This window comes from Burkholderia sp. 4M9327F10, assembly GCF_005503145.1.
In the GTDB taxonomy this organism is placed as follows: Bacteria; Pseudomonadota; Gammaproteobacteria; order Burkholderiales; family Burkholderiaceae; genus Paraburkholderia.
On sequence record NZ_SCNV01000067.1, the window covers coordinates 23,563 to 41,761 of the forward strand.

18 protein-coding genes are annotated in these 18,199 nt (G+C 63.8%); 9 read left to right on the forward strand and 9 right to left on the reverse strand.

From position 1 onward, the window contains the following. Nucleotides 1–11 precede the first annotated feature (11 nt). On the reverse strand, nt 12–1,586 hold the full coding sequence (locus tag FFS45_RS35540; RefSeq protein ID WP_137959310.1) for an N-acetylmuramoyl-L-alanine amidase: 1,575 nt from the start codon (nt 1,584–1,586) through the stop codon (nt 12–14). Beyond that, nucleotides 1,568–2,128 carry a tRNA (adenosine(37)-N6)-threonylcarbamoyltransferase complex ATPase subunit type 1 TsaE gene (gene tsaE / locus FFS45_RS35545; protein WP_137959311.1) on the reverse strand — a complete coding sequence of 187 codons (561 nt, stop codon included), beginning with the start codon at nt 2,126–2,128 and terminating at the stop codon, nt 1,568–1,570. The genes FFS45_RS35540 and tsaE overlap by 19 nt, the downstream gene beginning before the upstream one ends. Nucleotides 2,129–2,145: 17 nt before the next feature. On the opposite strand from tsaE, the gene queG reads away from it, so the two are divergent. The 3 genes from queG (at nt 2,146) to xerD (ending at nt 4,942) form a co-directional block, all read left to right on the forward strand. After that, nucleotides 2,146–3,426, forward strand: a complete 1,281-nt coding sequence (gene queG / locus FFS45_RS35550; RefSeq protein WP_137959312.1) for a tRNA epoxyqueuosine(34) reductase QueG — start codon at nt 2,146–2,148, stop codon at nt 3,424–3,426. 113 nt (nt 3,427–3,539) lie between these two features. Beyond that, a complete protein-coding gene (locus tag FFS45_RS35555) occupies nt 3,540–4,010 on the forward strand; it encodes a methylated-DNA--[protein]-cysteine S-methyltransferase (protein ID WP_137959313.1) in 471 nt (156 codons plus the stop codon). Then, nucleotides 4,007–4,942 (forward strand): site-specific tyrosine recombinase XerD, encoded by a 936-nt coding sequence (gene xerD, locus FFS45_RS35560; RefSeq protein ID WP_137959314.1) that lies wholly within the window; start codon nt 4,007–4,009, stop codon nt 4,940–4,942. The genes FFS45_RS35555 and xerD overlap by 4 nt, the downstream gene beginning before the upstream one ends. Before the next feature lie 68 nt (nt 4,943–5,010). Here xerD and FFS45_RS35565 read toward each other — a convergent pair whose 3' ends face one another. Next, a complete protein-coding gene (locus FFS45_RS35565) occupies nt 5,011–6,573 on the reverse strand; it encodes an AMP-binding protein (RefSeq protein ID WP_137959315.1) in 1,563 nt (520 codons plus the stop codon). Between the two features lie 140 nt (nt 6,574–6,713). Here FFS45_RS35565 and ybaK point away from each other — a divergent pair, with 140 nt between their 5' ends. Together ybaK and plsY are read left to right on the forward strand one after the other, a co-directional pair. Further along, the gene (ybaK, locus tag FFS45_RS35570; protein WP_137959316.1) at nt 6,714–7,205 is read left to right on the forward strand and encodes a Cys-tRNA(Pro) deacylase; all 492 of its coding nucleotides are present in this window, start codon (nt 6,714–6,716) and stop codon (nt 7,203–7,205) included. A gap of 242 nt (nt 7,206–7,447) precedes the next feature. Continuing rightward, a complete protein-coding gene (gene plsY / locus FFS45_RS35575; RefSeq protein ID WP_137959317.1) occupies nt 7,448–8,083 on the forward strand; it encodes a glycerol-3-phosphate 1-O-acyltransferase PlsY in 636 nt (211 codons plus the stop codon). A 200-nt stretch (nt 8,084–8,283) separates the two neighbouring features. Here the strand turns inward: plsY and FFS45_RS35580 are convergent, their stop codons facing one another. Next, nucleotides 8,284–8,769, reverse strand: coding sequence for a YajQ family cyclic di-GMP-binding protein (locus FFS45_RS35580; protein ID WP_137959318.1), 486 nt, complete (start codon nt 8,767–8,769; stop codon nt 8,284–8,286). Between the two features lie 173 nt (nt 8,770–8,942). On the opposite strand from FFS45_RS35580, the gene murB reads away from it, so the two are divergent. Further along, nucleotides 8,943–9,983 carry a UDP-N-acetylmuramate dehydrogenase gene (gene murB / locus FFS45_RS35585; protein WP_137959319.1) on the forward strand — a complete coding sequence of 347 codons (1,041 nt, stop codon included), beginning with the start codon at nt 8,943–8,945 and terminating at the stop codon, nt 9,981–9,983. A 153-nt stretch (nt 9,984–10,136) separates the two neighbouring features. Here the strand turns inward: murB and argF are convergent, their stop codons facing one another. Further along, the gene (gene argF, locus FFS45_RS35590; RefSeq protein ID WP_137959328.1) at nt 10,137–11,066 is read right to left on the reverse strand and encodes an ornithine carbamoyltransferase; all 930 of its coding nucleotides are present in this window, start codon (nt 11,064–11,066) and stop codon (nt 10,137–10,139) included. Between the two features lie 429 nt (nt 11,067–11,495). On the opposite strand from argF, the gene FFS45_RS35595 reads away from it, so the two are divergent. Further along, on the forward strand, nt 11,496–11,837 hold the full coding sequence (locus tag FFS45_RS35595) for a DUF3579 domain-containing protein (RefSeq protein WP_137959320.1): 342 nt from the start codon (nt 11,496–11,498) through the stop codon (nt 11,835–11,837). A 235-nt stretch (nt 11,838–12,072) separates the two neighbouring features. Here FFS45_RS35595 and rpsT read toward each other — a convergent pair whose 3' ends face one another. Next, nucleotides 12,073–12,351 carry a 30S ribosomal protein S20 gene (gene rpsT, locus FFS45_RS35600; protein WP_006050052.1) on the reverse strand — a complete coding sequence of 93 codons (279 nt, stop codon included), beginning with the start codon at nt 12,349–12,351 and terminating at the stop codon, nt 12,073–12,075. Nucleotides 12,352–12,890: 539 nt separating this feature from the next. Between rpsT and murJ the strand changes: the two genes are divergently transcribed. Together murJ and FFS45_RS35610 are read left to right on the forward strand one after the other, a co-directional pair. Beyond that, nucleotides 12,891–14,441, forward strand: a complete 1,551-nt coding sequence (murJ, locus tag FFS45_RS35605; protein WP_137959321.1) for a murein biosynthesis integral membrane protein MurJ — start codon at nt 12,891–12,893, stop codon at nt 14,439–14,441. Beyond that, nucleotides 14,438–15,289, forward strand: coding sequence for a SirB1 family protein (locus FFS45_RS35610; protein WP_137959322.1), 852 nt, complete (start codon nt 14,438–14,440; stop codon nt 15,287–15,289). Before murJ ends, FFS45_RS35610 begins: the two co-directional genes overlap by 4 nt. 136 nt (nt 15,290–15,425) lie before the next feature. Here the strand turns inward: FFS45_RS35610 and FFS45_RS35615 are convergent, their stop codons facing one another. From FFS45_RS35615 to kdsB, 3 genes are all read right to left on the reverse strand, one after another. Next, nucleotides 15,426–16,184 carry a 3-hydroxyacyl-CoA dehydrogenase gene (locus FFS45_RS35615; RefSeq protein WP_137959323.1) on the reverse strand — a complete coding sequence of 253 codons (759 nt, stop codon included), beginning with the start codon at nt 16,182–16,184 and terminating at the stop codon, nt 15,426–15,428. Between the two features lie 366 nt (nt 16,185–16,550). Then, a complete protein-coding gene (gene adk, locus FFS45_RS35620; RefSeq protein ID WP_137959324.1) occupies nt 16,551–17,216 on the reverse strand; it encodes an adenylate kinase in 666 nt (221 codons plus the stop codon). Between the two features lie 218 nt (nt 17,217–17,434). Continuing rightward, the coding region (gene kdsB, locus FFS45_RS35625) for a 3-deoxy-manno-octulosonate cytidylyltransferase (RefSeq protein ID WP_137959325.1) at nt 17,435–18,199 on the reverse strand (765 nt) is incomplete at its 5' end.

Sequence of the window (18,199 nt, forward strand, 5' to 3'; positions counted from 1 at the left end):
CGCACTTCGCCTCAGGTCATGCGGCTTTTCGCCAGCGGCGGATTCGCCGCGAAATACCGCTTGATGCCCTTCAGGATCGCCGAGGCCATCTGGTCGCGATAGGCGTCGTCGTTCAGACGCCGCTCTTCGTCCGGATTGCTGATGAACGCCGTTTCGACGAGGATCGAAGGAATATCCGGCGCCTTCAGCACGGCAAAGCCGGCTTGCTCTACCGAGCCCTTGTGCAGCTTGTTGATGTCGCCGATCTCGTTGAGCACGAAGTTGCCGTAGCGCATCGAGTCGCGAATCTGCGCGGTGGTCGACATATCGAACAGCGCGCGATTCACCGCGGCGTCATCCGATTTGATATTGATGCCGCCGATCTGATCCGACGAGTTTTCCTTGTTCGCCATCCAGCGGGCCGCCGCGCTCGACGCCCCGTGTTCCGACAACGCGAATACCGACGAGCCGCGTGCGAGCGGCGTCGTGAACGCATCCGCGTGGATCGACACGAACAGGTCCGCGCCGACGCGCCGCGCTTTTTGCACGCGCACGTTCAGCGGCACGAAGAAGTCGTCGTCGCGCGTCATCATGGAGCGCATGTTGGGTTGCGCATCGATCTTCGCGCGCAGCCTCTTGGCGATGTCGAGCGCGATGTGCTTCTCGTAGGTGCCCGCACTGCCGATGGCGCCCGGGTCCTCGCCGCCGTGGCCCGGATCGATGGCCACGGTCAGCAGGCGCACCGTATTGCCCTTGCCCGATTTCGGCGAGGTGAAGGCGTAGGTGTCGTCGGTGCTGTCGTCGCCGCTGCCATTGTTGGCGAGCGCCGCCGACGGCGCCGCAGGTTTGCCGGGGGTGGGAGCCGGTGCCGGTGTCGGGATCTGGGCGAGCGCATGCGGCGCGGGAACGGGCACGGGCGCCGGCGCCGTGTGCACCGGCGAGTGCGGCACGTCGGCTGCGCCGCCGCTGTTTTGCGCGTAACGGTCGAAGAACGCCTCGCTGTTGTCGGCGACCGGCGGGGTGGTGGCCGGGCCGCTCAACGTGCTGGGCGGCGCGCTGTTTTCGTCGAGGCGCTGCTGCTTGTGCTCGCTTTGCGCGATCAGGTCCATCAGCGGATCGGGGGCGACTGCCGGGTACAGGTCGAACACCAGCCGGTACTTATACGAGCCGACCGGCGGTAGCGTGAATACCTGCGGCTTCACCGAACCCTTCAGGTCGAACACCATCCGCACCACATGCGGCTGATACTGCCCAACGCGCACCGCCTGAATCTGCGGATCGTTCGGCGTGATCTTCGAGACCAGATCCTTGAGCGCCTGGTCGAGATCGAGGCCGTTCAGGTCCACCACCAGCCGGTCGGGGCTTTGCAGCAACTGCTGGGTGTTCTGCAGCGGCTGATCGGATTCGATTGTCACGCGGGTGTAGTCGCGGGCCGGCCAGACCCGTACGCCGAGCACCGAACTGGCCCAGGCGAGGCGCGGCGCGACGAGGCCAAGCACCAGCGACGAAGCGCCGGCGCGCAGAATCTGCCGGCGCCGCCAGTTGTGCGACGCGGTAGCCGCAGACTCGATCGAGCGAAATGGCTTGATTAACATCTTTCTAGACATGCTTTTCCTGATTCGCTATACGCCCGGGCGATCAGCAGCCGGCCGTCGCCGTCGACTTCGAGCGAGAAAACAAGATCCGGCACGCCTAGCAGGCCGCCCGCGCGTTGCGGCCATTCGACGAGGCAAACCGCGCCGCTGTCGAAATACTCGCGAAAGCCGGCGTCGGCCCATTCGGCCGGATCGGTGAAACGGTACAGATCGAAGTGATAGAGCTCAAGTTCCCCATCGGGTCTTTCGACCGCGTACGGTTCGACGAGCGTATAGGTGGGGCTGCGCACGCGCCCGGTGTGGCCGAGGCCGCGCAGCGTGGCGCGCACGAGGGTGGTTTTGCCGGCGCCGAGGTCGCCGGTCAGTTGCACCTGCAGACCCTGGAAAGCCGCGTTGCCGTGGGGTGCCCGCTGCGCGGCGAGGCGCACGCTCTCGAGCGCTTGCGCGAAGCGCACACCAAACGCATTGGTGGCGGCTTCGTCTGCGAGCGCAAAGTGACGCTCTAGCAGAACGGCGGCAGGCGGTTGGATCGAGAGATCGGAGTTGTCGGGCATTCTCGTAAAATGGCGTGATGAACCGAAGTCCGGAGTCCCCCGTTTCCTGCACGCCTGCGTCCCATGACGATGCGCGTGCCATGCGTCACCTGGATGAAGCGACGCTGGCGGCGCTTGCCCTGCGCATCAAAACGTGGGGCCGCGAACTAGGTTTCGGGGCGGTCGGCATCAGCGACACCGATCTCTCCGCTGCCGAGGCGGGTCTCGCTGCTTGGCTCGAAGAGGGCTGCCACGGCGAGATGGATTATATGGCCAAACATGGGATGAAACGCGCGCGTCCCGCGGAGCTTGTGGCCCATACGCGACGCGTCATCAGCGCGCGGATGGCCTATTTGCCCGCTGTTTTGCCGGCTCATTTGCCCCCTCATTTGCCGGACGGCGCAGAGGATGGAAAGCCGGGCGAAAGCGCGCTGCAGGAAACGCGCAACTGGCGCGCCGATGAACATGCCCGGCTTGGCGACCCGAGCGCCGCCGTGGTCTCGATCTACGCGCGGGGCCGCGATTACCACAAGGTGATGCGCAACCGCCTGCAGCAGCTTGCCGACAGGATCGAAGCGGAAATCGGCGCATACGGGTACCGCGTGTTCACCGACTCGGCCCCGGTTCTGGAGGTCGAGCTGGCCCAGAAAGCCGGAATCGGCTGGCGCGGCAAGCACACGCTGTTGCTGCAACGCGACGCCGGCTCGCTGTTCTTTCTCGGCGAAATCTACGTGGATGTGCCGCTGCCGACCGATGCCGAAACCGCACCGGCCGAGTCCCCGCAAACGCCGGGCGCGCATTGCGGCAGTTGCACGCGTTGCATCGATGCCTGTCCGACGGGTGCGATCGTCGCGCCCTACAAGGTCGACGCGCGCCGTTGCATCTCCTACCTGACCATCGAACTGAAAGGCAGTATTCCACTGGAATTGCGGCCGCTAATCGGCAACCGTGTGTATGGCTGCGACGATTGCCAGCTTGTTTGTCCGTGGAACAAGTTTGCCAAGGCGGCGCCGGTTGCCGATTTCGACGTGCGGCACGGCCTCGATCGCGCGACGCTGGTCGAACTGTTCGACTGGAGTGCGCAGGAGTTCGATACCCGCATGCAGGGCAGTGCGATTCGCCGCATCGGCTACGAGTCCTGGCTGCGCAATCTCGCGGTCGGCATGGGCAACGCGTTGCGTGCCGATCCGGCGAATCTTGCCGCTGATGCGCGCGCCGCGATTGTCGAGGCCTTGCGACGGCGCGTGGACGATCCGTCGCCGCTGGTGCGCGAGCATGTGGAATGGGCGCTTGAAGCTGCCGCACTTAGCCCGGCTTGAAGCGCGGCGTGAAGCCCGCTTGAAGGTCAGCAAGCAGGCGGCGTACAGTAGGGGAGTTCCGGCGTGGCAAAGGGTCGCGTCTGGAGGGGTTAAGCAAAACGGACCAGCACATCATGTTCAACGCAGTGATCGACGCACCGTTCGGCAAGGTCGGCATTCGTCTCGAAGCCGACGCCGTGCGTGAGATCGTCTATTTGCCGGATTCGGTGGACAGCATCGCACCTGAAACAGCGCTTGCCAAAGAGGCCGCGCAGCAGATCGAGCGTTATCTGGAGCGCGCTTCGGCGGGCTTCGACCTGCCCCTGGCTGCGGTGGGCACCGCGTTTCAGCGGCGCGTGTGGGCGGCAATCAGCGAGATTCCCCCCGGTGTCGTGCTGACGTATGGGCAGCTCGCGAGCCGGGTGGGCAGCGTGCCGCGGGCGGTCGGGCAGGCGTGCGGCTCGAACTATTTTCCGCTGGTGATTCCGTGTCACCGGGTGGTCGCCTCGGGCGGCCTTGGCGGCTTCGCGCATCATGCGGGGGACAACTTCTTTAGCAATGTGAAGCGCTGGCTGCTGGCGCACGAGGGCGTGCCCTACGCATGAGCGACACCATTCTTGCCGACGCCCCCGCGGCGTCTCCATTGTTCGTGGCGAGCAACGCCTCAATCGATGCATTCTGCGACGCGCTCTGGCTCGAGCATGGCCTCTCGCGCAATACGCTCGACGCCTACCGGCGCGATCTGCGCCTCTTCTGCGAGTGGCTCGCGCAGAGCCGCAACGCTTCACTCGATACGGCGAGCGAAGCGGACCTCACCGCCTATAGCGTGGTGCGGCAAAAGGACAAGTCGACTTCGTCGAACCGGCGGCTCTCGGTGTTCCGCCGCTACTACGCGTGGGCCGTGCGCGAGCATCGCGCCCAGCTGGACCCGACGCTGCGCATTCGCTCGGCCAAACAGCCGGCGCGCTTTCCTGCGACGCTGAGCGAAGCGCAGGTCGAAGCGCTGCTAGGCGCGCCCGATATCGATACATCGCTTGGCCTGCGCGACCGCACGATGCTGGAGCTGATGTATGCAAGCGGCCTGCGCGTGACCGAACTGGTCACGCTGAAAACGGTGGAAGTGGGCCTCAACGAAGGCGTGGTGAGGGTGATGGGCAAGGGTTCGAAAGAGCGCCTGATTCCATTTGGAGAGGAGGCGCACGGGTGGATCGAACGCTATCTGCGCGAGGCGCGGCCGGCGCTGCTCGGCGCCCGCGCGGCCGATGCGCTGTTTGTCACCACCCGCGCCGAGGGCATGACGCGCCAGCAGTTCTGGAACATCATCAAGCGCCACGCAGCGGCTGCCGAGGTGCATGCGCCGCTGTCGCCGCATACGCTGCGGCATGCGTTCGCTACCCATCTGCTAAATCACGGCGCGGATCTGCGCGTGGTGCAACTGCTGCTGGGCCACACCGATATTTCGACCACGCAGATTTATACGCACGTCGCGCGGGAGCGGCTGAAGTCGTTGCACGCGGCACATCATCCGCGCGGATGAGGGGTGGCCGAGCGTGTTTGAAAACAGCGAGTGCGTCGTGATTTTCTTTTCATGAGTTGTGCCGCCGTTTAAACCAGCTCGCGCAGCCGGTGCTTGAGAATCTTGCCGGTTGACGCGGCCGGCAGCGCGGCGAGCGGGCGCACTTGCGCAGGACGCTTATAGGGGGCGAGGCGTTCGCCGCACCAGGCAATCAGCTCAGCCGGCGTGACCTTGGCGCCGGCCGTCAATTCGACGAAGGCGATCACTTCCTCGTTGCCTTCCACCGCGCGTCCAATCACCGCCGACTGCACGACTTCCGGGTGAGCGTTGAGCACATGCTCGACTTCTGCCGGATACACGTTAAAGCCCGAGCGGATGATCAGCTCCTTGCTGCGCCCGACGATATGCAGCGCGCCGTCGGCGTCCTGGCGTGCGAGATCGCCGGTCTTGAGCCAGCCGTCCGCGGTGATCGCGGCGTGGGTCTGCTCCGGATTGCGGTAGTAGCCGAGCATGACGTTCGGGCCGCGCACCCACAATTCGCCGACCTCGCCCTGCGCAACATCGACGCCCTCGCTGCTTACGAAGCGCACCTCGATGCCCGGAATCGCGTGGCCTACCGAGCAATCGCTGCGCGGCGCGTCGAGCATGGTTTGCGCGACCGTCGGGCTGCTCTCGGTCATGCCGTAGCCGTTGTGCAGCGTCGTGCCATAGACGCTTTCGACCTGGGCCTTGAGCGCGGCGTCGAGCGGCGAGCCGCCCGAATAGGCGAAGCGCAGATGCGGCGCGGACCACGTATGGGCATGGCTCTGCAGATGTTCGAGCAGCTTGGCGTGCATCGCGGGCACACCCTGGAAGATCGACACGCGTTCTTGCGCCAGCGCGCGGCGCACCGCTTCCGGCGCGAAACGCGGCGCGAGCCGCAGCGTGGCGCCCGCGTACAGGCTGCCGAGGCACACCGAGGCGAAACCGTACACGTGCGATATGGGCAGGACTGCGTACACCACATCGTCCGGGCCGACACGGCGCAGGCCGCTCGAAATCGCCGCGATAAATAGCAGGTTGCGGTGCGACAGCATCACGCCCTTGGGCGCGCCGGTGGTGCCGGTGGTGTAGATCAGCGCGGCGCATTGGCGCTCGCCGGCGTGTTCGACCGGCTCCGCGCTGACGGAGGCGTCTGTGGTGTAAGCCCATGCGCCGATATCCGGCGTGAGCGCGGGCGCGGCCACTGCGCCGTGGCGCTGCGCATGCTGCTGTGCGTCGGGCGAGCTTTCCGCGGCATAGGCCACGAGGCGCGGCTGGGCGTGCGCGCGGATTGCGTCCAGTTCTGCCGCGGACAGGCGCGCGTTCGACACGAGCGCCCAGGCGTCGAGCTGCGCGGTAGCGAACAGCAGCACAATCTGGGCGATGCTGTTCTCCGCGACGATCATCACCCGGTCGCCGCTTCGCACACCCCGTTCGCGCAGCTGTTGCGCGGTCGCGTTCACGGCCTCGAGCAGTTGTGCGCTCGTCAGCCGGCGCGCGTCTTCGATCAGCGCGACATGCTGCGGATCGCGCGCCGCCGCCAGCGCCGGAATCTCGGCAATGCGGCGCGGTAACGCGGCGAGCAAGGCAGGCACGTGAATGGCGCTGTGCGCGGGCGAATCGTGGGTCAACGCTGTCTCCTTGAAACGATAGGGTGCCCGGGGTACGCTGCGCCCGGTGATTCTCGAACGATCGTGCCACAGCCACGGGGGGCGCACAATTGGCCGTTCGGCAAATAGCCGTTGCGGGAAGTCGCCATTACAATGCGCCGATGAGCAAATCCAGACACGTCTCCGAAACGCCCGCGACGCAGTTTCTGCGCCGTCATGGCGTCGCCTTCGGGGAGCACCCTTACGATTATGTCGAGCACGGCGGCACCGCGGAATCGGCGCGCCAGCTCGGCGTGGACGAGCATCAGGTCGTCAAGACGCTGGTCATGGAAGACGAGCACGCCAAGCCGCTGATCGTGCTGATGCACGGCGACCGCACCGTCTCCACCAAGAACCTCGCGCGCCAGATTGGCGCCAAGCGCGTCGAACCGTGCAAGCCCGAGGTGGCGAACCGGCATTCGGGCTACCTGATCGGCGGCACCTCGCCATTCGGCACCCGCAAGGCGATGCCGGTGTATGTGGAGTCCAGTATTCTCGAGATTGAGAAGATCTGGCTGAACGGCGGGCGGCGCGGGTTTCTCGTCAGCATCGCGCCGGCTGTGCTCACCGAACTGCTGGAAGCCAAGCCGGTGCAATGCGCGAGCGTGGACTGAGCGGCTTGCGAGCGCTGGCCGTGGCGGTGGCCGCTGTGCGGTGGGCTCGCCAGCCAGGTGAGGGCAAACCCGAGGCGGCCGGGTGTTTTGCTGGCAGCACTCTATAAAAGTGAATGGCCGCAGCGGTCCGGTTCGGTAAAATGTTCGCCGTTCCGTTCGCGCCGCGGGGGCATGTTGGGCCCGTTGCACCTGTTGAGCCTGTCGCACCTGTTGCGCTTCCCGATACCTATAAGAGTCCCCAGATGGAAAACCTGATTGTCGCCGTCGTCGCCTATCTGATTGGTTCGGTGTCGTTTGCCGTGATCGTCAGTTCCGTGATGGGGCTGGCCGACCCGCGCTCGTACGGCTCGAAGAATCCCGGCGCCACCAACGTTCTGCGAAGCGGCAACAAGACAGCCGCGGTTCTTACGCTGATCGGCGATGCGTTCAAGGGATGGCTCGCCGTCTGGCTCGTGAGCCACTTCGGCGCGCACTACGGCCTCGACGATACGGCGATTGCACTGGCCGCAATTGCCGTGTTTCTCGGCCATCTGTATCCGGTATTTTTCCGTTTCAAGGGCGGCAAGGGCGTCGCAACCGCGGCTGGCGTGCTGCTCGCCATCAACCCGGTGCTCGGTTTTGCCACCTTGCTGACCTGGCTGATCGTCGCGTTCTTCTTCCGCTATTCGTCGCTCGCGGCGCTGGCGGCGGCGGTGTTCGCTCCGCTCTTCGACGGCTTCCTGTTCGGCGCGAACATTATTGCGCTGGCGATCGTCGCCATGAGCGCGCTGCTGATCTGGCGGCATCGCGGCAACATCGCCAAGCTGATCGCCGGGCAGGAAAGCCGCATTGGCGGCAAGAAGAGCGCAGAGGCGCAAACCACCGCCAAGCGGCACTGAATTTGCCAAAGCCAGGGTGAGGCTGTAGCGGCTGCGCGGCCGGAGAAAGCGCAGAGCCAGTCGGATACGCTCCGATGGCTACGGGCTCGCGGCTCACTCCGGGGTAGGGGCTCGACGTGCCCTGCGTCTTGCGCAAGAGAAATGCCCCCGGCATGGCGCAGGGCTTCGGGCGCTCCGCCTGACCGCCCCGCCTGACCGCTTTAGTCGCGGAAGTTGTTGAAGTCGAGCGGCGTATCCGTGACATCCTTGCGCAGCAGCGCAATCACGCTCTGCAGATCGTCCCGCTTGGTGCCCGACACACGTACGGCGTCGCCCTGAATGCTCGCCTGGACCTTGATCTTGCTGTCTTTCACGAGCCTGACGATCTTTTTCGCCAGATCGCCCGATACGCCTTTCTTCACGGTGACGACCTGCTTGACCTTGTCGCCGCCGATCTTTTCAATCTTGCCGTAGTCGAGGAAGCGCACATCCACATTGCGCTTGGCCATTTTCGACACCATCACGTCCTTGACCTGACCCAGCTTGAAGTCGTCGTCCGCGTACAGCGTCAGTTCATGCTCCTTATGCTCGACGCGTGCGTCCGACCCCTTGAAGTCGAAGCGGGTGGAAATTTCCTTGTTGGACTGCTCGATCGCGTTCTTGACTTCGATCATGTTGGCTTCGCACACGACGTCAAACGATGGCATTGCTCTCTCCCAATAGTGCTGCGGTGCCTGGCGCCGCCGGACGGCTGCGCGCGATGCACTCGCTATAATCACGAACCGGACGTCATTTTACCGACGCCTTACTCTTTTGCCCAAGGCCGCCGCGCACCAACGCCGGGACGGCCGCAGACGGCCCTCACATTTCGATGTCCCTGATGTCCCAGTCCGACTCCACTGTTTTACTCAGCGGCTACCCGCTCAAGGCCCACAACACCTTTGGCTTCGATGTTCGCGCGCGGTTCGCGTGCCGCATCGAGCGCGAGGAGCAACTGCTCGCCGCCGTGCGCGATCCGCGAGTGGCGGGCTTGCCTCGCCTGGTGCTGGGCGGAGGCAGCAACGTCGTGCTGACGGGCGACTTCGAGGGCCTCGTGCTGCTGGTGGCGCTGGGCGGCCGGCGTCTCGTGCGTGAAGACGGCGAAGCGTGGTACGTCGAAGCTGCCGCCGGCGAAAACTGGCACGACTTTGTGAGCTGGACTCTCGCGCAGGAAATGCCGGGTTTGGAAAATCTCGCGCTGATCCCGGGGACGGTGGGCGCTGCGCCGATCCAGAATATCGGCGCCTACGGCCTGGAAATGTGCGAACGCTTTGCGTCGCTGCGCGCCGTGGAGCTGGCGACCGGCGAGGTGCACGAACTCGACGCGGCGGCTTGCCGCTTCGGCTATCGCGACAGTTTTTTCAAGCGCGAAGGGCGCGACCGCTTTGTGATTACGTCGGTCACCTTCCGTTTGCCGAAGGCGTGGGTGCCGCGTGCGAGCTATGCGGACATCGCACGCGAACTGGCCGCCGAGGGGCATGGCGACGCCTCGCCAAGCGCGCAGGCGATTTTCGACGCAGTCGTGGCGGTGCGGCGCGCGAAGCTGCCCGACCCGGTGCAACTGGGCAACGCGGGCAGCTTCTTCAAGAATCCGGTGATCGATGCGGCGCGCTTCGAAGCGTTGCGGCAGCGAGAGCCGGAGGTGGTGTCATACCGCCAGCCCGATGGTGCGGTGAAGCTTGCAGCAGGCTGGCTAATCGACCGGTGCGGCTGGAAGGGCCGCGGGATGGGCGCGGCGGCCGTGCATGAGCGCCAGGCGCTGGTGCTGGTGAATCGCGGCGGCGCGAGCGGGGCCGAGGTGCTGGCACTGGCGCAGGCGATTCAGCGTGACGTGCGCGAGCGGTTTGGCGTCGAGCTGGAGGCGGAGCCGGTTTGCTTGTAAGGGAGCTCCCGGGCGAGCAGAGCGTTTGTTGCGAGAGACTAAAAAGGCGCCACGATCATCGATCCTGGCGCCTTTTTGCTGGCTGCTAGTGTGCAGAGATTGGGCCGCCTCGTAAGCGGACCTCAACGCGCCTAACCTCGCGAAGGCGTCCGCTCAGTGGTTCAGCTTGCCGAGCAACAAAAATTCCATCAATGCCTTTTGCACGTGCAGGCGATTTTCCGCCTCGTCCCACACGACGCTCTGCGGTCCGTCGATCACCTCCGCGCTGACTTCCTCGCCACGGTGGGCCGGCAGGCAGTGCATGAAGAGCGCATCCGGGTTGGCGCGGGCCATCATCTCGGCGTCCACGCACCAGTCGGCGAATGCTGCCTTGCGCGCTTCGTTTTCAGCCTCGAAGCCCATGCTGGTCCAGACGTCGGTGGTGACGAGATCGGCGCCGGCGCAAGCCTCGTGCGGATCGTCAAACTCTTCGACGAACGGCGCGCTTTCCGCCGCCACCATGGCGCGGTCGAGCTTGTAGCCCGGCGGGGTGGACAGGCGCAGCTTGAAGCCGAGAATCTGCGCCGCTTCGATCCACGTGTACAGCATGTTGTTGGCGTCGCCGACCCATGCCACGGTCTTGCCGCGAATCGGGCCGCGGTGCTCGAAATACGTGAAGATGTCCGCCAGCACCTGGCAAGGGTGATATTCGTTGGTCAGGCCGTTGATGACCGGCACGCGCGAATTTTCGGCAAAACGCTTGAGGATGTCCTGGCCGAAGGTCCGGATCATGATGATGTCCACCATCCGCGAGATGACCTGCGCGGCGTCTTCGATCGGCTCGCCGCGACCCAGTTGCGTATCTCGCGTGCTCATGAATACCGCATGGCCGCCTAACTGGAAGATGCCCGCTTCGAACGACAGGCGCGTGCGCGTGGAGTTCTTCTCGAAGATCATCGCGAGCGTGCGGTCGTGCAGCGGGTGGTAGGTCTCGTAGTTCTTGAACTTACGCTTCAGAATGCGCGCGCGCTCGAGCACATACTCGTAGTCTTCCAGCGAGAAATCGTTGAACTGCAGGTAGTGGCGAATTTTCTTGGCGGTCATAAAACAAATATGGCGGTCTCCCCCGGCGAAATTGCCGGACGTCGCCGCCATCGTTTGTGGTAACTCTAACCAGCATAAAGGATTTTTGCGTGTTTGACGAGTTAGCCGGAAAGGCTCTGCGGTCATTCCTACACGGGTGTACGAGTGCTCGGAGGATTCTTGTGTGCAGTGCGGAAAAAGGTCCGCTGCGCTATAATCTTGGGGTTTCCAAAAGCCCGGCAGGCAGGCTCCACGCCTGCGGGACACGGCTCGCGCGTATGGAAAGCTTTCCTGGCGGCGCGCCGTCATGACAATTGCCGAAGTGGCCCTGGTTGGCGCTGCGGCGCCTGTGGCGTGTCGCCTGGGGTCGTGCACGGCGGGTCGAGTGAGCCAGTCAGGCAGCCGCGTATTCGCTGGCATTTTGCTGGGCAGTCACACAGGTACTCCTACATGGCCGAAGCAGCTCCAACCGAATATTTCATTCAGGGCATTACCAAGAGCGGAAAGAAGTTTCGGCCGAGCGACTGGTCGGAGCGCCTCGCCGGGGTCATGTCCATGTTCGGACCGGGCTCGAAAAAAGGGCCGAACGCCTACATGCAGTACTCGCTTTATGTCCGTCCTACGATGCTCGACGATCTCAAGTGCGTGATCCTCGACTCACGGTTGCGCGATATCGAGCCGATGGCATTTGATTTCGTCATGAACTTCGCGAAGGACAACGACCTTGTGGTGACCGAGGCGTGCGAACTGCCTCCCGATCACGGTATCCAGCAAGCGCTGAAGGCCAGGTAATCTGGAGCTTGCCACACCGGCAAACTGCGACAACAGGACGAATGGAAAAGATGAAACCCGCGCAAGCGGGTTTTTTTGTGCCTGTCACCGGGCCGCGGGTCTGGGAGTGCCAAGCCCTGCACTGACAACGCATGAGCGGTAGTGAAGGGCGGAACCAAACAAAAAAGCCCGCCTAGGCGGGCTTTCATGACGCAGCGGAAACAGGAGGTAGCCCACCGAAGCGGGCTGGCCGGATTTACTGCGCTGCGGGCGCTTGCAGACCCTTGATGGCTGCAGCGAGGCGGCTCTTATGGCGAGCTGCCTTGTTCTTGTGAACGATTTTCTTGTCGGCGATGATGTCGATCGTCTTCGACGACGCCTGGAAGATCTCAGCGGCCTTAGCCTTGTCGCCGGCGTCGATCGCCTTGCGGACAGCCTTGATTGCCGTGCGGAACTTCGAGCGCAGCGCCGAGTTGTGCGAGTTTGCTTTGGCGGCCTGACGGGCGCGCTTGCGTGCTTGTGCGGAGTTAGCCATGACGGTTCCTTATCCTGTTCCTGTTTCCAGTACCTGACCTTCAAGTGGCCGGGCGCTGCTTTTAGATCGAACTCTTGGAAGCGATTGCCCAAGAGCGCAAAAAATGTCGAAGTGACTGACGAATCTGCCGATGCGTCTATTGACGCATCATCGACGCATCTATTGATTCAACTACGCGAAATCAGGCTCGTTTCAGCAGGCATTGACAGGGCGCTCAGGGCGAACCCAAGGCACATCGAGACGCTGTCCGAAAGCTGAGCAAGCTTCGAAACGGGCGATTATAGCAACAAAATCAGGCACGTGGCAAACGGAAATGCGTGGTTCGGCGGGGCAGCCGCCTTGCCAGGCAGGTGTGGTGGCGCCCGTTCAGTGCTTGGCCTGCGGGGCGGAGAGTCGTCCCGGCAGCGCAAAAACGCGTCGAAACCCCATTTTCGCAGCGCCTGGAATGCACGTCGAAGCGAACGTCTGCGCCGGAAATCGGTCCGACTCGCGTCCCGGCTCGTCGACCGCGTCTGCGGCACCCGTATAATAAGCGCCCCATGAATCTATTCCGAGCCCTGCTGACGGTCAGCGGCTTCACGCTGCTGTCGCGCGTGACCGGACTGGCCCGCGAAACGCTGATCGCCCGTGCGTTCGGCGCCAGCCAATTCACCGACGCGTTCTACGTCGCTTTTCGCATTCCCAATCTGCTGCGCCGGATCTCTGCGGAAGGTGCGTTCTCGCAGGCGTTCGTGCCGATTCTTGCCGAGTTCAAGAACCAGCAGGGGCATGACGCCACCAAGGCGCTTGTCGACGCCACCTCTACCGTGCTGGCCTGGGCGCTGGCCTTCCTCTCGCTGCTCGGCGTGGTGGGGGCCTCCGGGGTCGTGTTCGTGGTCGCGTCGGGTCTGGCCCATGACGGTCAGGCGTATCCGCTTGCCGTCACGATGACGCGCATCATGTTCCCCTACATCGTATTCATCTCGCTGACCTCACTGGCCTCGGGCGTGCTGAATACTTACAAGAACTTTTCGCTGCCGGCTTTTGCGCCCGTGCTGCTGAACGTCTCGTTCATCGTCGCGGCCGTGTTCGCCGCGCCGCATATGAAGACGCCGGTCTACGCACTCGCCTGGGCGGTGATCGCCGGCGGCGTGCTGCAGTTCCTCGTGCAGTTGCCCGGCCTCAAGAAGATCGACATGGTGCCGCGCATCGGCTGGAACCCGGTGCGCGCGCTGGCGCATCGCGGCGTCAAGCGCGTGCTGGTGAAGATGGTGCCGGCCATGTTCGCGGTCTCGGTCGCGCAGATCAGCCTCATTATCAATACGAACATTGCCTCGCGGATCGGGCCGGGTGCGGTTTCGTGGATCAACTACGCCGACCGCCTGATGGAATTCCCGACCGCGCTGCTCGGCGTCGCGCTCGGCACGATCTTGCTGCCCAGCCTTTCCAAGGCGCACGTCGATGCCGATCCGCACGAGTACTCGTCGCTGCTCGACTGGGGGCTGCGCGTGACCTTCCTGCTCGCCGCGCCGAGCGCGATCGCGCTGTTTTTCTTTGCCGAGCCGCTCACCGCCACGCTGTTCCACTACGGCAAATTCGACGCCCACTCGGTCGTGATGGTGGGGCGTGCGCTGGCGGCATACGGGGTTGGGCTGATCGGGCTCATCCTCATCAAGATTCTCGCGCCGGGCTTCTACGCGAAGCAGGACATCAAGACACCGGTGAAGATCGGGGTTGGCGTGCTGGTCGTCACGCAGTTGAGCAACTATGTTTTTGTGCCGATCTTCGCGCACGCAGGGTTGACCCTTAGCGTCGGGCTCGGCGCCTGCATGAATGCGATGCTGCTGTTCATCGGTTTGCGCCGGCGCGGCATCTATACGCCGTCGAGCGGCTGGCTGGTTTTCTTCGTGCAGATGATCGGCGCGTGCCTGGTGCTGGCGGGCGTGATGCACTGGTTCTCCATCAACTTCGACTGGATTGGCCTGCATGCGCGGCCGCTCGCACGCATCGTGCTGCTGGCTGCGTGCCTCGTGCTGTTTGCTGCGCTATATTTCGGTATGCTCTGGCTGATGGGCTTCAAGTACGCGTATTTCAGAAGGCGAGTGAAGTGATCACGACGACGCGGGTTCTCGACTATTTCAGTACGCTGGTCGCCGAAGACGAAAGTCTGCCCCTGACCGAGGCAGCGCTCTCGCTTGCACAGGACGCCTATCCCGATCTCGATCTGCAAGGCGCGCTCGCCGAGATCGACGAACTGGTGGTGCGCCTGCAGCGCCGCATGCCGGCCGATGCCGATATCAAGCAGAAAGTCGGCATTCTCAATCGCTTTTTCTTCCGCGAGCTGGGCTTCGGCAGCAACCTCAACGATTACTACGACCCCGACAACAGCCATCTGAACGTGGTGCTGAAACGGCGCCGCGGCATTCCGATTTCGCTTGCCGTGCTGTATCTGGAAATGGCCGAGCAGATTGGCATTCCGGTGCGCGGCGTGTCGTTCCCCGGCCATTTCCTGCTGCGCGTGACGACGCCTGACGGCGACGTGATGCTCGACCCGACCACGGGGCACTCGCTGTCGGAGTCCGAGATGGTCGAGATGCTGGAGCCGTATGTGGCCTCGGCGGGCGAGTCGGTCAGCCGCGCCTTGCGCATGCTGCTGCAACCGGCCACGCGCCGCGAGATCATTGCGCGCATGCTGCGTAACCTGAAGGCGACCTATCTTCAGACGGAACGCTGGCAGCGGCTGCTAGGCGTGCAGCAGCGTCTGGTGATTCTGTTGCCCGAGAGCATCGAGGAAGTGCGCGACCGTGGCTTCGCTTATGCGCGGCTCGACTATCTGCGCCCGGCGCTCGAAGACCTGGAGCGCTACCTGGGCGACCGGCCCGATGCCGACGACGCGACGGTCGTCGAGTCGCAGTTGCACGAGTTGCGCCAGCGCACGCAGCATAACGACCGGGATTAAGTCAGCTACAGAAAGCACAACGCCTGCGATGCGCATCGAGCGCACCGCAGGCGTTTTCATTTGTCTGCCCTCAAAACTTCATCGCGCATCGTGCTTCGGACGGTGCGCTGCATGACCCGAGGCACGGCACGCCCGATTACTTCGGTTGCATGCGGATCGCACCGTCGAGGCGGATCACTTCGCCGTTGAGCATCGGATTGTCGAAGATCTGCTTGGCGAGCATGGCGTATTCCACCGGCTTGCCCAGACGCGGCGGGAACGGAACCATGGCGCCGAGCGCATCCTGCACTTCTTGCGGCATGCCGAGCAGCATCGGTGTTTCGAAGATGCCCGGTGCAATCGTCATCACACGGATCGCGTTGCGTGACAGGTCGCGTGCGATCGGCAGCGTCATGCCGACTACGCCGCTTTTCGATGCCGCATAGGCTGCCTGGCCGATCTGGCCATCGAACGCGGCCACCGACGCGGTATTGATAATCACGCCGCGCTCGCCATTCGCATTCGGCTCGTTCTTCGCCATTGCCGCAGCGGCGAGGCGAATCATGTTGAAGGTGCCGATCAGGTTGATCGAGATGGTCCGCGTGAACGAATCGAGCGGATGCGGGCCGTCCTTGCCGACCGTCTTGATGGCCGGCGCCACGCCCGCGCAGTTGATCAGCCCGCGCAACGTGCCGAGCTTCGTCGCGGCCTCAACTGCCTGGGTGGCGTCATCCTCACGGCTCACATCGCACTTCACGAATACACCGCCCAGTTCCTGCGCGAGCGCAGTGCCGGCGTCGTGATTCAGGTCGGCGACCACGATCTTGCCGCCTTCTGCCGCGAACAGGCGCGCCGTGGCGGCGCCCAGGCCCGATGCACCGCCGGTGATCAGGAATACGTTGTCACGAATCTCCATGTCTTCTCCTTGAATTCAGTTCAGTCATCGTCAGGATCGAATATCTTTTCGATGGTCGATTGTAACGGCTGTGCTGCAGCGCGGAAAGCAAAAGGGCGGGTTGTTGCACCGGAGTGGTGCGCTGGTGAGGGGTGGGGTTTGTTTTGGATAACTGAGCAAATAGGTGTGGCACAGGCAGCGAGAAGCAGTGACATCTTTGGACGGCGCATTGAACGAATCAGGTGGCGGTGTTGCGCCGTGACCCAACTGGCATTGTGAGGCATCAATAAAAAACCCGCCCATTTGGGCGGGTTCTCGTGAAGCGGGGTCTTGCGTCTCGCTGAGCGGAGCAGTGTCGAGGGCGCGAACGCTGCCCGGCCCACCTGCTTACTTCAACGCCTCGAAGACGCGGGCACGGATTTCATCCACGCTGCCGAGGCCGGAAATAGCGCGGTACTGCGGCGCCTTCAGGCTGCTCGTTGCATCGCCGTGCTTCGCCCACGTGTTGTAGTACTCAATGAGCGGCTTGGTCTGTGCGACGTACACGTCCAGGCGCTTCTTGACCGTTTCTTCCTTGTCGTCGTCGCGCTGGATCAGCGGCTCGCCGGTGACGTCGTCGACGTTTTCGACCTTCGGCGGGTTGAACTTGACGTGATAGGTACGGCCCGACGCAGCGTGGACGCGGCGGCCGCTCATGCGCACGATGATCTCGTCGAACGGCACGTCGATTTCCAGCACGTAGTCGATCGCGACGCCCGCCTGCTTCATGGCTTCCGCCTGCGGCAGCGTGCGCGGGAAGCCGTCGAACAGATAGCCGTTCGCGCAGTCCGCTTCCTTCAGACGCTCCTTGACGAGGTTGATGATCAGCTCGTCCGGCACCAGTTCGCCGGCGTCCATGAAACGCTTCGCTTCAACGCCGAGCGGCGAGCCGGCCTTGACGGCCGCACGCAGCATGTCGCCGGTGGAAATTTGCGGAATGCCGAACTTTTCCTTGATGAAGGTTGCCTGAGTGCCCTTGCCCGCTCCGGGAGCACCCAACAGGATTAAACGCATGTGATATCTCCAGATCTATGTGAATTCTTTCGTGGCGCGACGCTTGAGGTTATCTGCGCGTTGGCTTCAGGGGGCCCGCATCGAGCCGGCCGCAATGCGCCTCGCGCTGCACGTCTATGACGACGGCGCTGCAAGGGGGACAGCGGGACGACCGGACAAACCCTGACGAACGATCATTGCAGATGGTGCGCACAACCGTTTGATTATGCCATGGGTTTTTACGCGGACGGATCGAATAACGACCTTACGCGGGCGAGGTCGGCGGGGGTATCGACGCCTGGCAGCGGCACGTCGTCAGTGACGAGGACGGCAATCCGCTCGCCATGCCACATCGCGCGCAGTTGTTCGAGCGCCTCGACCTGCTCGATCGGCGAATGCGCGAGCGTGGGATAGGAGCGCAGAAACTTTGCACGATATGCATACAGTCCGATATGCCGGTAAACCGTCGCAGGGGCCGGCGGGGCAGGCATGGCGGCGATTTCGGGCCAGTGCGGCTGCCAGGCGTCGCGCGCCCAGGGGATCGGCGCGCGGGAGAAGTACAGCGCTATGCCGCGTGCGTCGAGGACGACCTTGACGACGTTCGGAGTGAAGATTTCGGCGGGGTCGCTGATCGGGTGAGCCGCCGTCGCAATGGCGCAGCCGGGATTGGCGGCGAGGTGCGACGCAACGCCGCACACCAGCGCGGGATCGATCAGCGGTTCGTCGCCCTGCACGTTGACGACGAGCGTGTCGTCGCTCCAGCCGAAATGGGCCGCCACTTCCGCGAGACGGTCGGTGCCCGACGGATGGTCGGCGCGCGTCAGCATGGCTTCAATGCCGTGTTCGCGTGCGACATCGAGGACCGCTTGCGCATCCGAGGCGATCAGCACCTGCTGGGCACCGGAGGCCAGTGCGCGTTCCGCGACGCGCACGACCATCGGCTTGCCGCCAATGTCGGCGAGCGGTTTGTTGGGCAGGCGGGTCGAGGCGAGCCGTGCCGGAAC